Annotated in this window: 15 protein-coding genes and 1 pseudogene; 6 read left to right on the forward strand and 10 right to left on the reverse strand. The window is 71.9% G+C overall.

Features of this window, described 5'->3' with window-relative positions; translation table 11 throughout:
* Positions 1-77: 77 nt before the first annotated feature.
* Positions 78-1,064 (reverse strand): AurF N-oxygenase family protein, encoded by a 987-nt coding sequence (locus QIS99_RS01390; protein ID WP_282509489.1) that lies wholly within the window; start codon positions 1,062-1,064, stop codon positions 78-80.
* 677 nt (positions 1,065-1,741) lie between these two features.
* Here QIS99_RS01390 and QIS99_RS01395 point away from each other — a divergent pair.
* Both QIS99_RS01395 and QIS99_RS01400 read left to right on the forward strand, forming a co-directional pair.
* Complete coding sequence (locus QIS99_RS01395) at positions 1,742-2,230, forward strand: glutathione peroxidase (protein WP_282509490.1); 489 nt, start codon at positions 1,742-1,744, stop codon at positions 2,228-2,230.
* Positions 2,231-2,430: 200 nt separating this feature from the next.
* A complete protein-coding gene (locus tag QIS99_RS01400) occupies positions 2,431-2,853 on the forward strand; it encodes a hypothetical protein (RefSeq protein ID WP_282509491.1) in 423 nt (140 codons plus the stop codon).
* Between the two features lie 186 nt (positions 2,854-3,039).
* On the opposite strand, the gene QIS99_RS01405 is transcribed toward QIS99_RS01400, so the two are convergent.
* Together QIS99_RS01405 and QIS99_RS01410 are read right to left on the reverse strand one after the other, a co-directional pair.
* Entirely contained in the window at positions 3,040-3,381 is a 342-nt protein-coding gene (locus QIS99_RS01405; RefSeq protein WP_282509492.1) for a histone-like nucleoid-structuring protein Lsr2, read from the reverse strand.
* Between the two features lie 159 nt (positions 3,382-3,540).
* Positions 3,541-4,308 (reverse strand): PepSY domain-containing protein, encoded by a 768-nt coding sequence (locus tag QIS99_RS01410; RefSeq protein ID WP_282509493.1) that lies wholly within the window; start codon positions 4,306-4,308, stop codon positions 3,541-3,543.
* Between the two features lie 232 nt (positions 4,309-4,540).
* Here QIS99_RS01410 and QIS99_RS01415 point away from each other — a divergent pair, with 232 nt between their 5' ends.
* The gene (locus QIS99_RS01415; protein WP_282509494.1) at positions 4,541-5,050 is read left to right on the forward strand and encodes a BlaI/MecI/CopY family transcriptional regulator; all 510 of its coding nucleotides are present in this window, start codon (positions 4,541-4,543) and stop codon (positions 5,048-5,050) included.
* Between the two features lie 44 nt (positions 5,051-5,094).
* On the opposite strand, the pseudogene QIS99_RS01420 reads toward QIS99_RS01415, so the two are convergent.
* Positions 5,095-5,259: pseudogene (locus QIS99_RS01420) on the reverse strand (TerB family tellurite resistance protein); the annotation flags it as partial.
* A gap of 208 nt (positions 5,260-5,467) precedes the next feature.
* On the opposite strand from QIS99_RS01420, the gene QIS99_RS01425 reads away from it, so the two are divergent.
* Positions 5,468-6,826, forward strand: a complete 1,359-nt coding sequence (locus QIS99_RS01425) for an acyltransferase family protein (protein WP_282509495.1) — start codon at positions 5,468-5,470, stop codon at positions 6,824-6,826.
* An 82-nt stretch (positions 6,827-6,908) separates the two neighbouring features.
* On the opposite strand, the gene QIS99_RS01430 is transcribed toward QIS99_RS01425, so the two are convergent.
* The 3 genes from QIS99_RS01430 to QIS99_RS01440 form a co-directional block, all read right to left on the reverse strand.
* A complete protein-coding gene (locus tag QIS99_RS01430) occupies positions 6,909-7,670 on the reverse strand; it encodes an enoyl-CoA hydratase (protein ID WP_282509496.1) in 762 nt (253 codons plus the stop codon).
* Positions 7,671-7,948: 278 nt separating this feature from the next.
* Positions 7,949-8,725 carry an SDR family NAD(P)-dependent oxidoreductase gene (locus QIS99_RS01435; protein WP_282509497.1) on the reverse strand — a complete coding sequence of 259 codons (777 nt, stop codon included), beginning with the start codon at positions 8,723-8,725 and terminating at the stop codon, positions 7,949-7,951.
* Positions 8,726-8,954: 229 nt separating this feature from the next.
* The gene (locus tag QIS99_RS01440) at positions 8,955-9,413 is read right to left on the reverse strand and encodes a cupin domain-containing protein (RefSeq protein WP_282509498.1); all 459 of its coding nucleotides are present in this window, start codon (positions 9,411-9,413) and stop codon (positions 8,955-8,957) included.
* 51 nt (positions 9,414-9,464) lie between these two features.
* On the opposite strand from QIS99_RS01440, the gene QIS99_RS01445 reads away from it, so the two are divergent.
* Both QIS99_RS01445 and QIS99_RS01450 read left to right on the forward strand, forming a co-directional pair.
* Positions 9,465-10,499 (forward strand): helix-turn-helix domain-containing protein, encoded by a 1,035-nt coding sequence (locus QIS99_RS01445; RefSeq protein WP_408909458.1) that lies wholly within the window; start codon positions 9,465-9,467, stop codon positions 10,497-10,499.
* Between the two features lie 27 nt (positions 10,500-10,526).
* Positions 10,527-10,784 (forward strand): hypothetical protein, encoded by a 258-nt coding sequence (locus QIS99_RS01450; protein ID WP_282509499.1) that lies wholly within the window; start codon positions 10,527-10,529, stop codon positions 10,782-10,784.
* A gap of 279 nt (positions 10,785-11,063) precedes the next feature.
* Here the strand turns inward: QIS99_RS01450 and QIS99_RS01455 are convergent, their stop codons facing one another.
* The 3 genes from QIS99_RS01455 to QIS99_RS01465 form a co-directional block, all read right to left on the reverse strand.
* Positions 11,064-11,768, reverse strand: a complete 705-nt coding sequence (locus tag QIS99_RS01455) for a ribonuclease H family protein (protein ID WP_282509500.1) — start codon at positions 11,766-11,768, stop codon at positions 11,064-11,066.
* A gap of 31 nt (positions 11,769-11,799) precedes the next feature.
* On the reverse strand, positions 11,800-12,015 hold the full coding sequence (locus tag QIS99_RS01460; protein WP_282509501.1) for a hypothetical protein: 216 nt from the start codon (positions 12,013-12,015) through the stop codon (positions 11,800-11,802).
* Between the two features lie 71 nt (positions 12,016-12,086).
* Complete coding sequence (locus QIS99_RS01465) at positions 12,087-13,268, reverse strand: hypothetical protein (protein ID WP_282509502.1); 1,182 nt, start codon at positions 13,266-13,268, stop codon at positions 12,087-12,089.
* Between the last annotated feature and the right edge of the window lie 65 nt (positions 13,269-13,333).

The raw sequence follows: 13,333 nt of genomic DNA on the forward strand, positions 1-13,333 counted from the left end.
CGGTCCTGCCGTTCTGCGGTCCTTCAGTCCTGCGGTCCTGCGGTCCTGCGGTCCTGCGGTCCTGCGGTCCTGCGTACTCAGACGAGGTTGGCTCGCTTGTAGAACGCGAGGGCCGGCCTGGTCAGCAGGCGGGACGAGGCCAGGAACTCCATCAGGCCCGAACAGCTGGCGCGCATCATCGACTTGTGGTGCTCGTTCGCCCTGGCCTCCTTGAGCGCCCGCTTGCGGTCGAGCCCGGCGTGCTCGTACACCTCGGCGTTCACCATGCTGCTGACGATGAGATACGCGGCGATGGAGATCACGAGGGCGTTGATCTGGCGGCGTACGGGCCCGGCCTTGGCGAGACGCCGCCGCGTCTCGTCGCGGGCGAACTTCATGTGCCGGGATTCCTCGACGACATGGATGTTGTTGATGGTGCGCACGAACGGCACCACGCGCTCGTCGCGCATCCAGTCGCGCTGCATCACGTCCAGGACCTCCTCGGCGACGAGGATCGCGGCGTACGCGGCCTCGCCGAAGGCGAGCGTCTTGAACACGCGGCCCAGTTCGACGACGATCCGCTTCGGCCGGTACGCGGGCGCGCCGAGCTTCTTGGCGCCGCGGGCGAACATGATGGAGTGCCGGCACTCGTCGGCGATCTCGGTCAGGGCCCACTGGAAGCGCGCGTCCGTCGGGTCCTTGGCGTAGATGTCGCGCAGCATCATCTGCTGCAGGATCATCTCGAACCAGATGCCGGCGCTGGCCACCGACGCGGCCTCCTGCCGGGTCAGCTCCTTGCGCAGCTCCTCGGTCAACTCCCGCCAGTAAGCGGTGCCGTAGAGGCTGCTCCACTCCGGGCTCGCGCCGTGGAAGTCCTTGTCGAGCGGTGTCTCCCAGTCGACCTCGGCGACCGGGTCGTACGACAGCGTCGCCGAGGAGTCGAGGAGGCGCTGCGCGACGTCGGTGTCGGGCGACGCGGGCCCCTGTGATGGTGACTCCTGCGACGGTGCCTCAGTCTGTGTCGGCGCCCCGGTCTGCGCCGGTGCCTCAGTCTGTGTCGGTGCCCCGATGATGCTGCCAGCCATGCTGCGGCTCCTCACGTCGAGCGGGTCGGTGCGTCGGTGCGCCCCTGCCTGGTGCTGCTGTCTTCCGCGCTTTCGCACCCTTTGTACGCGGGTGACCGGAACGTGCCACCCCCTTGTTAGACAGACCGTATAACAAGCGCGTCGAGCGGCCTACCCCTCGGAACCAAGTTCGGTCAACTCGCCGCGTGCGCCGCTCCCGTCGGGCCCACGCCGCCCGGCCAGGCAGTACGCCGGGGTGCTGGGCAGGGCCGCGCCCACGGCCCTACGATCCCGTGAAGACGCGGGTACCGCCCGCCCGCGCAGACAGGGCCCGGCCGCCGGAGCCGTGACCATGCCGACATCGGCCACGACTCCGGCCCGTCCTCCCGGCACGTTCCGCACGGGGTGAACTCCCGCGCACCCCACCGCCGGTGAGGACGGCCCGCGCCGGGCGCCGCGGAGGGGAGCACCGCGCGCCCGACGCCCCGCGGCCGCCGCCGGGGAGCTCTCAGACCGGCGGCGGCCGTCCGGACCGCCGGGGCCCGAGGCACAATCGACGGGTACACCCACGCTCACAGCCCACTCACGGGCCCACCCACGCCCCACACGACGACCCACACCACGTACGGCCCACACCACGGCCCAGATGACGGCCCACCATCACAACCACCGTTCCGCCAAAGGACACAAGGAGCAGCATGTCCATCCACGACGTGGAGATCGACGCCCTGCAGGGCGACCCCGCGAACCTCGCCCAGTACCGCGGCAAGGCCGTCCTGGTCGTCAACGTCGCCTCCAAGTGCGGTCTCACACCGCAGTACGCGGGCCTGGAGAAGCTCCAGGAGCAGTACGGGCCGCGCGGTTTCACCGTGCTCGGCGTGCCCTGCAACCAGTTCATGGGGCAGGAGCCGGGCACCGCCGACGAGATCGCCACGTTCTGCTCGGCGACGTACGGAGTGACGTTCCCGCTGACGCAGAAGACGGACGTCAACGGCCCCGGCCGGCACGCGCTCTACGCGGAACTGGTAGGCACGGCCGACGCGGAGGGACACAGCGGGGACATCCGCTGGAACTTCGAGAAGTTCCTCGTCGACCCGCAGGGCCGGGTCGTGGCCCGCTTCTCGCCCCAGACGGAGCCGGACGCCCAGGAGTTGACGGCCGCCGTCGAGGCCGCGCTGCCCGCCTGAGCCGCGTCGCGCCCCGCAGCGGGGGCAGGTGTGTGGCGTGGGTCGTGGGTCGTGTGCGGTGGGCGTGGGCGTGGGCGTGGGCGTGTGCGGTACGTGTGTGCGGTACGTATGTGCGGTGCGTCATGTCAATCGGGTGTCGTCGGGCGCCCGTCGCGGTGCGCCTCGCCGCGTTCACGATCATGGGCCGGAACATGCGGATCATGAGCAACGACCTTCTCGACACGCTCTTCCAGCAGATCACGCTCACGACCGCGCTCGAAGAGCGCTTCGGCCCCGGCCGCATCTGGCCCCTGCGGATCCGCGCGGCGCACGCACAACTGCGCCACCTGGAAGAGCTCCTGGGCGAGACCCGGTACGGAACGTTCCTCGACTGCGCGACCCGCGCCCTCGACCAGCACGCCGCGTCGCCCGAGCCCCGCGAACTGCCCACCGCTCATCTCGGCCGCGAGCTCTACCGCACCGACATTCCCGGCACGCTGCCGGAATCCGACGTCGTCTGGGCCGTCCTGTTCGGACTGACGATGATGCTTCCGCATGAGGAGTACGAATCCGTCGTACGGGCCGCCGCCGAGGCGAAGGCCCGGGATGCGGCGCGGAGCCGTACACGGATCGAACTCGACTGAATTATCGAATAGCCCCGGCCGCACGGGAGTTGGCCGTTTGACCGAGTTGGCCGAGTTGGCCGAGTTGGCCGACTCGGCGGATTCTCCGCGGAGGCCGGGTTTCCCGCGGGGGCAGGGTTTCCTGCGGGGCCTGGCATGCAAAAGGAGTGCCGCCGGGGGATGGCGGCACTCCTTGAAATCGCTGGTTCAGTGCGCGGATTCGAAGGCTTCGCGGACCGCGGCGGGGACGCGGCCGCGCTCACTCACCTCGTATCCGTTCTCCCTCGCCCAGGCCCTGATCGCCGACGAGTCGTCGGACTTTCCGGCGGCCGGCTTGCGCTTCCCCTTCGGCTTGGAGCCGCCGCGGATCCGGCGCGCGCCGTCGGCGTGCAGATAGGGGTTGAGCAGTTCGAGCAGCTTCTCGTAGTTCTCGTCGGTGAGGTCGATTTCCACACCCGCACCGTCGACGAGAATGCTGTGCGTGGCGATTTGCTCCGACTCTTCGCCGGTCAGGTCGTCCACGTATGTCGTAATTACCTTCTGGGCCATGCGACCGACTATAGGCCCAGTCGAGTGAGCCATGTGCCGGATGTGCGGTCATGCTCACGGAACTCTTCCTCTTTGTTCCGCACAACTCCTCGCACAACTCCTCGCACGACTCCCTGCGCGACTCCCTGCGCGACTCCCCGCACAACGTCCGTGCGCGACTCAGTCGTCGTGGTCGTGGCGGTCGTCGTGGTCGGCGGTGAGCTTGCCGGTGCGGACGTCGACGTTCCAGTCGCGGTCCTGGGCGGCGGAGCCCGCTGAGTCTGCGGTCTCGATCTCCCAGCCTTCGGAGACGTGGCCGGAGCGGTCGTCGTCGTCCAGGTCGATCGACGTGACGAAGCCCTTCGCCGAGGCGGCCTGCGCGGCCTTGGCGAGGTCCGTGGTCGCGTCCTTCAGGGCGGTACGGGCCTCGCCGGCGTCGTCGCGCTCGTCCTCGGTCTCCGTGCCGAGGACCTTGCCGGTGGCGGCGTCGATGTGGACGGTGTGCCAGGCGTCGCCCTGGCCGAGGACGTCGACCTCCCAGGCGAGGCGCTCCGCCTTGTCGTCCTTGTCGTCCTTGTCGTCCTGGTCGTCCTGGTCGTCCTGGTCGTCGGAGTCATCTGAGTCGCCGGAGTCATCGGAGTCGTCGTCGAGCTCAGCGGAGACCGCGGTGCCGGACTGGTGCTTGAGCGCCGCCTCGACGGCCTGGGCCGCGGTGAGCTTCGCACCGGCGGGGCGGACGTCGTCCCGGTCGTCGTCACCGTTGGCGTCCCGGTCGCCCTGCGCCTCACGCGCGTCGTCGGCCTGGAGCGTGACCTGGGAACCGGCCTGCTGCGTGCGGCTGTCGGACCGGACCGGGGCGGCGTCGTCGCTGCCGGCGAAGGCGAACGCGGAACCGCCGCCGATGAGGGCCGCGGCCGCCACAGTGGCGATGACGAGGTTGCGCTTCATGAGGTTCCTCCCGTGTCGTTGCTTCGTGACGGGCACCAATGTCGCGCACCGAAGCTGAAGCCCTCCTGAAGCCGCCTGAAGCCGTCTTCAGGTTCGGCGCCGACCTGCCGGTCCCCCCCGCGGAGATCGTGACGGCCCGGCCTCGCGACGGACTCGGGCACCACGCCGCCGGAGGGGGTTGCGCCCCGGGCCCCGTCAGTACGATGAGGCCTTCCCGCAGAGAGGAGAGGCCATGGTGCGGGTGCCGCACGGCGGGTCCGGGTCGCGGCGCAGGCGTGGGCAGGGCGAGTTGGAGGGCCAGGTGCTCGCGGCCCTGCGCGCCGCGGACAGGCCGGTCAACGCCGGATGGGTGCAGGAGCGGCTCGGCGCAGGCCTCGCGTACACCACCGTCATGACGATCCTCACCCGGCTGCTCGCCAAGGGCACCGTGACCCGGCGCCGGGAGGGCCGGTCGTTCGTGTGGGAGCCCGCCGCGGACGAGGCGGGCCTCGCCGCGCTGCGGATGCGGAAGGTCCTCGACGGCGAGGCGGACCGCGAGGCCGTCCTCACGAGCTTCGTCACGACACTGGGCCCGGACGACGAGCAGTTGATCCGCGCACTCCTGGCCGGAGGGGACGAAATGCATGGAGCGGATGATACGGATGATGCAGATGAAACGGATGCCATGGACAGGGCAGGCGAAACGGATGAAGCGGGCGGCACGGGCGACGCGGGCGGCGCTGCCGACGAGCCGGAAAGCTGACGGCCCTGCCTGCGGCTGGCGCGCCGCCCCGTGTCACAGTCGACCTCGAAGCGGCGCCGCAGGCCGTCCTCCGGGAAGTTCGCCAACACGTCGTCGGCGGCGATGAGTTGGGCGACCTTGCGCCGCTCGCTGGGGCCGATGGCGCCGCCGGTGGCCGCGACCGGGGCACACATCGCCACCGACGCGACGCGGAACCCGCTTCCACAGTCGCGTAGGACCTAACAGGACGGCCCGACCGGCACCCTTCGGCCGGGCTCGTGGCGGAATTCGACCCTCCGTGGTCAACCCCACACCCAACAGGGTTGTACGCACGCCGAGTCCGATGACTAGGGTGCTGGGGATGTTTGGCGCTGACGTTCCACCCCCAAGCCCTGTAAGAGGCGGAATCGTCGGTCCGGGTTCCCTCCGGGAGGGCCTGTGAGCGACATTCTGCGAACCGACGGGTACCAGCGGGCACCGCTGCCCGCGGCGAGAGCCGTACCCACGGCCGAACAGGCCGGGACGCCGGCCGCCCCGTCGGGAGGGAGGGCGCCCGGGGGAGCGCCCGGGAGCGCACCCGGGAGAGCCGAGGCACGGGCGGGTGGACAGGATCACGCCTCCGGCTCGACGGCAACCGCGGCCACTGCGGCCACTGCGGCCACTGCGGCCACTGCGGCCACTGCGGCAGCCGCGACCACCACACCCAAACCCGGTAAACCCGGTAAACCCGGCAAACAGCGCGACGCGTTCTTCGACAACGCCAAATATCTCGCGATCGTCCTGGTCGCGATGGGCCACGCCTGGGAGCCGCTGCGCGCCGACAGCCGCGCGGCCGCCGCGCTCTACATCGCCGTTTACACGTTCCACATGCCGGCGTTCATCATCATCTCCGGCTACTTCTCGCGCAGCTTCGACGCGAGCCCGAACCGCCTGAAGCGACTCGTCACCGGGATCGCGGTGCCGTATGTGGTGTTCGAGGTCGCCTACACCTTCTTCAAGCGCTGGGCCGACGACGACCCCACCTACCCGATCAGCCTGCTCGACCCGTGGTACCTCGTGTGGTTCCTGGTCGCGCTGTTCGTGTGGCGGCTGACGACCCCGCTCTGGAAGCTGGTCCGCTGGCCGCTCCCCCTCTCCCTGGCGATCGCCGTCCTCGCCTCCGTCTCCCCAGACATCGGCGACGACCTCGACCTCCAGCGCGTCCTGCAGTTCCTGCCGTTCTTCGTGCTCGGCCTGTGCCTGAAGCCGGAGCACTTCCAGCTGGTGCGCCGCCGCGAGGTGCGCATCCTCGCGGTGCCGGTGGTGGCCTGCGCGCTGGTCTTCGCGTACTGGGCCGCGCCGCGCATGAACGCCGCCTGGTTCTACCGCCGCGACAGCGCCCAGGAGCTCGGCGTGCCGGGCTGGGTCGGCGTGCCGATGACGCTCGGCATGTTCGTCTGCTCGCTGGTCCTGGTGGCCTGCTTCTTCGCCTGGGTGCCCCGGCGCCACTTCTGGTTCACGGCCCTCGGCGCGGGCACGCTCTACGGCTACCTGCTGCATGGCTTCCTCGCCAAGGGCTCCCGCTTCTGGGACTGGTACGAGGCCGACTGGATGCACACGCCGCTCGGCGCGATCGCGCTCACGGTCATCGCCGGGACGATCGTCACCGTGCTGTGCACGGCGCCCGTACAGCGCGTGTTCCGGTTCGCGATGGAGCCGAAGATGGAGTGGGCGTTCCGGCGGGACGCGGCGGCGCTCGACAAACCGACGCCGGGCGGGGGCCGTTCAGGGTTCCGCGCGCGGGTTGGCAAGGGCTGACGCCGCCCACCCATGCGTACAGAGGCGGCCGGGGAGGCACACCCCGGCCGCCTTTCCGTGTCCGCTTCCGTGTCCGCTTCCGTCAGGTGCCGAGTTCCTTGCGGAAGGCGTCCAGGCGCTCGCGGGTGTCCGGCAGGCCGAGGGACCAGAGCTGCTCGCGGGTCTCGTCGGCGAGCACGTCGTCGTGTCCACGGCCGTCGCCCGCGGTACGCAGGGTCCGCTTCGTACGACGGACCAGCTCCGGGTCGACGCCGCGCGTACGGCCCGCCAACTGCAGGGCGGCGGTGAGGAGTTCGTCGTCGGGCAGGCAGCGCAGGACAAGGCCGGCGGCGGCCGCGGCGGCGCCGTCGAGGCGTTCCCCGAACAGCACCAGCGCGGCGGCCGTCTGCGGGCCGACCAGGCGGTGCAGCATCCAGGTGTGGCCGCCGCCCGGGTGCAGCCCGATCTTCAGGAAGCGGGTGTCGAACCAGGCGGAGGTGCCGGCGAGGCGCACGTCGCAGGCGAGGGCGAGGTTGAATCCGGCGCCGACCGCCGGACCGTTGACCGCCGCCACGGTCGGCAGCGGGGAGCGGGCCACGCGCAGGAAGCCGTCGTAGACGCGCCGTACGCCCTCGGGGTCGCCGTCGGCCGCGGCGAGCAGGTCGGCGAGGTCGGCCCCGGCGCAGAACGCGCTGCCCGCGCCGGTGATGACGACGGCGGTGACGGCGGGGTCGGCCTCCAGCTCGTCGAAGGCGGTGCAGACGCGGTCGACCAGCGCGCCGGAGATGACGTTGCGGCGGCCGGGGTCGTTCAGGGTGAGCAGGGCGGTGCCCTGGTCCACGGTCACGTCGAGGAGGTCGCTCATGGCGCGGCGCCTTTCTGGTGGTTCGGGATCGGAGCGGGATCGGGATCGGGTCAAGGGTCGGGATCGGGCCAGGGGTCGGGATCGGGCCAGGGGTCGGGATCGGGTTAGGAATCGGGCCAGGGGTCGGGATCGGATTAGGGATCGGGATCGCGGGTTCGAAGAAGAAGCCCAGGCGTATCTCGACACCATCGAGGACGAGACCGGCCTGACGCCGCGCCAGTTCGTGGCTGGACGGGAAGGCGAGCACACCCCAGGGGACGTCGCCCCTATAGGCCCTGTCAGGGCTCTCGGGGGCTCCGGAACACCGTGTTCACGCCGAGGAGTCCGCCGTCCACGCGCAGGGTCGTGCCCGTGATCCAGGAGGCGTCGCGGGAGGCGAGGAAGGCGACGGCGGCAGCGATGTCCTCGGGTTCGCCGATGCGGCCCAGCGGGTAGAGGCGGCGGACCTCGTCCAGCCGGTGCTCGCGGCCCTCCCAGGCCGAGGTGCGGACCGTGCCCGGGGCGACGAGGTTGACGCGGACGCCACGCGGCCCCGCATGGTCGGCGAGCGTACGGGTCAGGGAGGCAAGCCCGGCCTTGGCCGCGCTGTAGGCGTGGTTGCCGAAGGAGGCCTCGCCGTTGACCGAGCCGATGCTGACGATCGCGCCGCGGCCCGACGCCTCCAGGTGGGGCAGCGCGGCGCGGGCGCAGCGGAAGGCGCCGTTCAGCGTGATGTCGAGGTCACGCTGCCAGGCCGCGTCGGGCTCGTCCTCGAAGCGGGGCTCGTCCGGGGCGCAGGACGCGGCGCAGTTGACCAGGACGTCGAGGCGGCCGAGGTGGGCCACGGCGTGGGCGACGGCGGCCTCCACCGCGGTGCGCGAGGCCACGTCGCAGGCGAACGCCCGGGCGTCGGCGCCCTGTTCGCGCAGTCCGGCCGCGGTCTTCTCGGCCGCGTCACCGTCGAGGTCGGTGACGAGCACGGCGGCGCCTTCCTCGGCGAGACGGGCGGCGGTGGCGGCGCCGATGCCCCGGGCCGCGCCGGTGATCAGGACTCCGTTTCCCTCAAAGCGATTCATGCGGGGGTACGTACCCGGTGCGGTGGTTCTTCTCCCCTCCCCTCCCCTCCCCTCCCCTCCCCTCCTCCGGAACGAGGGCGATGCCCCAGCCCGCCTCGGCCAGGGCGGGGAGGCTGTGGACCCGGCCGAGGTACTGCGTGAAGGACGACGCAGTCAACCCAGTCCTACCCTCAGGCGGCGTGTGCGTGTGCGTGTGCGTGTGCGCAGGGTGCGCGTTACAGCACCGCGGTTACAGCGCGTGGCCCGTGGTCGCGTCCACGTGGTCCGGGACCTCGTCGTGGCGGTCGCCGACGGTCGGGGTGCCGCCGGGTTCGAGCAGCAGGATCGCCGTACGGGCGGGGGCGGACGGCTTGTGCCAGGTGCCGCGCGGGACGGTGAAGAGCGAGCCGGCGGGGAGCACGACGGTGCGCTCGCCGGTCGTCTCGCGCAGCGCGATGTGCAGCTCGCCCTCGACGACGAGGAAGAACTCGTCGGTGTCCTCGTGCACATGCCACACGTGCTCGCCCTCCACCTTGGCGAGCCGTACGTCGTAGTCGTTGACGCGGGTGGCGATGCGGGGGCTCCACAGGGCGTCGAAGGAGGCCAGGGCCTCGGCCACGGAGAGGGGCTGCGGGTTCGGGTTCGGGCTCGGGTTCGCGGTCGGGTTCGGGTTCGGGTGCGGGTGCGGGTGCGGGTGGGTGTCGGTCATGGGGCCATCCTCGATCTTGGCCCGTGGCGCCGCGAGTGCTAGAAATCGCACATGCCGCAAGGATCCTCGCAACCGGAATCCTCGCAACCGGACCGTGGGCACCCCGACCCGCCGCACCGGGTCGCGGTGATCGTCGACGAGAACTCCAACCCCTTCGAACTTGGATGCGCGACCGAGGTGTTCGGCCTGCGCCGCCCCGAACTCGGCTTTCGGCCCTACGAGTTCGGCCTGTGCGCGGCCCGTCCCCGTACGCTGATGCGGGACGGCTTCTTCACGCTGACCGGCGTCGCGGGGCTCGCGCTCGCCGACGCCGCGGACACGGTGATCGTGCCGAACCGGCCGGACACATGGGTGGCGCGCCGGGCGGCCGTCCTGGACGCGGTGCGGCGGGCGCACGAGCGCGGCGCGCGGCTCATCGGCTTCTGCAGCGGCGCGTTCACGCTCGCCGAGGCCGGAGTCCTGGACGGGCGGCGGGCCACGGCGCACTGGCAGTGGGCCGATGAGTTCCGGTCCCGCTTCCCCGCGGTCCGGCTTGAGCCGGACGTGCTGTTCGTGGACGACGGGGACATCCTCACGTCGGCGGGCAGCGCGGCCGCCCTGGACCTGGGCCTGCACGTGGTGCGCCGCGACTTCGGCGTCGAGGTGGCGGCTTCGGTGAGCCGGCGCCTGGTCTTCGCCGCCCATCGGGACGGCGGGCAGCGGCAGTTCGTGGAGCGGCCGGTGCCGGAGGTGCGCGACGAGTCGCTCGGCCCGCTGCTCGCCTGGGCGAAGGAACGGCTCGACGGTCCGCTCTCGGTCGCCTCTCTCGCGGCCCGTGCCGGGGTCAGCCAGGCGACGCTGCACCGCCGGTTCCGCGCCCAGTTGGGTACGACGCCGCTGGCGTGGCTGACCGGTGAGCGGGTCGCGTACGCCTGCCGCCTTATCGAGCGCGGCGAGGCCCGGCTCGACGTGGTGGCACGCCGCAGCGGTCTCGGCACGGCCGCCAACCTCCGTACCAGGATGCGGAGTCAGACGGGTCTCAGCCCTTCCGAATACAGGGGCAGGTTCGGGCCCGGGCGGGCCGGGAGAGATCGATCACAGCTTTGAGCAGGTCACGTGCCGTACGGTGCCGCGGTGACACAAGCAATGAGCCGTATCCCCGGTACCCCGATGACCATGACCAAGGACCCGCAGCAGCCGACCGCCTCTCCCGCCCCAGCCTCTCCCGCCCCAGTCTCTCCCACCCCGGCCTCTTCCGTCGGCGCTCCGGCGACGAGTACGCCGATCTATGACGCGCTGGTGCGCGAGTGGTACGAGGAGGGGCGCAATTCCGGTGCGCAGCGCGGCGGGGGCGCCGAGTCCGGCGCCGGGACCGATTCCGCCGCCGCGTAGTCCCCCGGCCCTGGACCACACCGGCCCCGCCGACGCCAGCAGACGCCGTTCCCGGCAGGGCACCGCCGCGACCGCCGCCCTGGCCTCGCCGGTCACCGTTCCCCGGCGCGAGCCGACCGACACGAAGTGACCCACGTGCGCCGGCCCGCGCAAGGTGTCCGACGTGACCCGCTCAACGCCCACGCCGCGCGCAGGCGTTGCCGCCGGGCGTCCGGCCCGTCCGGTGGTCGGGGACGGGCCGTGGGGCGGTAGACGGCGTGCTCGGGGCGACGGCGTCGGTCAGGTCGCCGGTGCCGCCTCCCTGCACCCCTCGTGGCCCCAGCCCCGCGCGATCTTCGTGATCTTCTCGCCGACGTCGTACCGCGACTGGCAGTGGCCGCAGCGGCCGGGGAACTTCGCCTTGATCACGGCGCCGCCGCCCGTGCGCGGGGCGCGGCCGCCCGCCGTCTTCTTGCGGGCGCGGGCCGCCCGCGGCCTGTCCTCGGTCTGCGGCCCCGGCTCGGGGAAGCCGTCCGCGCCGTGCGAGGTGCCCGCGGCCCGCTGCTCGGTGGCCGCGGTGCTGGCGGCGGCGTCGGCGATAGCGTTCAGCGGGTCGCCGTCGACCTGGTGCGCCAGGACGTGCACGAACTTCACGTCGCGCCCGTCGAGCAGCGCGTCGATCCGGACGACGAGCTCCTTGTTGGCGACGGGCTTTTTCGAGGCGGTCTGCCAGCCGTTGCGCTTCCACCCGGCGATCCACTTGGTGACCGCGTTCATCGCGTACTGCGAGTCCATCCGGACCTCCAGCGGCACCGCCGGGTCCGTGGACTCCAACAGCTCGGCCAGCGCGGTCAGTTCGGCCACGTTGTTGGTGGTGACGCCGAGCGGGCCCGCCTCCCAGCGCTGCGGGGCGCCCGCGGTGTCGGCTAGCACCCACGCCCAGGCGGCCGGACCGGGATTGATCTTCGCTGCGCCGTCACAGGCCGCGATCATGCGTTCAGACATCCCTCGATCGTACGCGTCACCTCCGTACGGCTCAGAACAGCGGCAGCTGGCCCGGGAAATCCGGCGCGGCATACCCGTCGAGGGTGCGCTGCGCCGCGTCCAGGGCTACGCGGCGCTTCGAGCCGGGGCAGGACACCAGTGCCCCGCCGCCCGTACCGACGGGCGGGTCGTGGCGGGACAACCGGCCCGCCACGACAGCGATTTCACGGGCACACTCCGGGCAGGCCCGGCGCGGAGACGAGGACATACGACCAGTGTGCCCCGTACCACTGACAGTCCCCGCACCACCGGAAGCACCACCGGAAGCACCACCGGCGGTCACTGCTCGTCGGCCGCCGCCTTGCGCAGGGCGGTGATGCAGGCGCCGATGGCCTGCTGGAGCTGTTCGAGGCGCTGCACCATGTCGTCCTCGTAGATGTCGTCGGCGTCGTCGAGGGTCAGCTCCTCGAATACCTTCGTCGCCTTGTCCAGGCTGCTGTAGAAGTTCGTCCGCCGCTCCTGCACGCGCAGCTCGGGGTCCCGCTCGACGGCCTCCTCGACGGCCTGCGCGGCGAGATCCCTGACGGTGTCGTACGCCTCCGTCGCCCACTCGCCGGCCTCCTCGTCGCCGTCCAGCTCGTCCAGCAGGGACAGGTGGCGCTCGGCCTCCTGGCGCAGCTCGGCGGGGGCTTCGAGCTTCTGGCCGGCCGGGGTCTTCAACGCCCCCTGCTCGGCGATCTGCCGGACGAAGCCGATCCGGTCGGCCGCCTTGGCCTCCTGCGCGACGGCCTTCTTGAGCACGTCGGTACGGGCGATGTCCCGGGCCAGTTCGGTCTGCAGCGCCGGGTCCTCCCTGACCCGGTCGAGCAGCGCGGCGCGGGCGGCCTGGGCGGTGGAGGGGTCGGCGAGGATCGCGGCGCGCAGCGCGGTCGGGTTCTCGGCGACCTCCAGGGCCTTGGTGGGGCGGATGCCCTCGGCCTCGGCGGCGGCGGTGATGGCGGTGCCGCGCGCGGACGTGGCGCTGTTGCGGGAGACGTAGTACGAGAGCCAGGTGTCCGCGTCCGGGAGGTCGATCTCGGCACCGGGTTCCAGGGCCTCGAACTGCGGGACGAGCCCGTCGTCGGCCGCCGCGTCCCAGGCCCGGTAGAACCGCAGCACGCGCTCCGGGGAGCAGCCGGCCAGCTCGCCGAACCGCTTCGCGGACACCTTCGGCGTCTCCCCGGAGGACTGCCCGCCGGGCCGTACGCTCCGGGCCACCTTGAGGGCGAAGGCCCAGCCGCCGGTACGGGCGTACACGCCGAACGCGTCGGCGTCGCGCACGATGCGCTCGTCCACGGCGGCGGCCTCGCCCGGCACGGGCTCGTCCACGGCGGCGGCCTCGCCCGGCGCGGGCTCGTCCACGGCGGCGGGGTCCGCGGGTTCCGCGTCGGGGTGCTCGCCCTCGGGCGCCGGGGCCGGGGTCCACTCCGCTCCCGCCATCAGGTCGGCGTCCGAGGTGGGGGGCGTGATCGCTACGGTCACGGGGACTCTCCTGGCTGCTTTGCGACGACAACGACGCGGCTACGAACAAAGCACGCATCTTATGC

Origin of the sequence: Streptomyces solicavernae, assembly GCF_029968095.1 — a bacterium.
Lineage (GTDB): Bacteria > Actinomycetota > Actinomycetes > Streptomycetales > Streptomycetaceae > Streptomyces > Streptomyces solicavernae.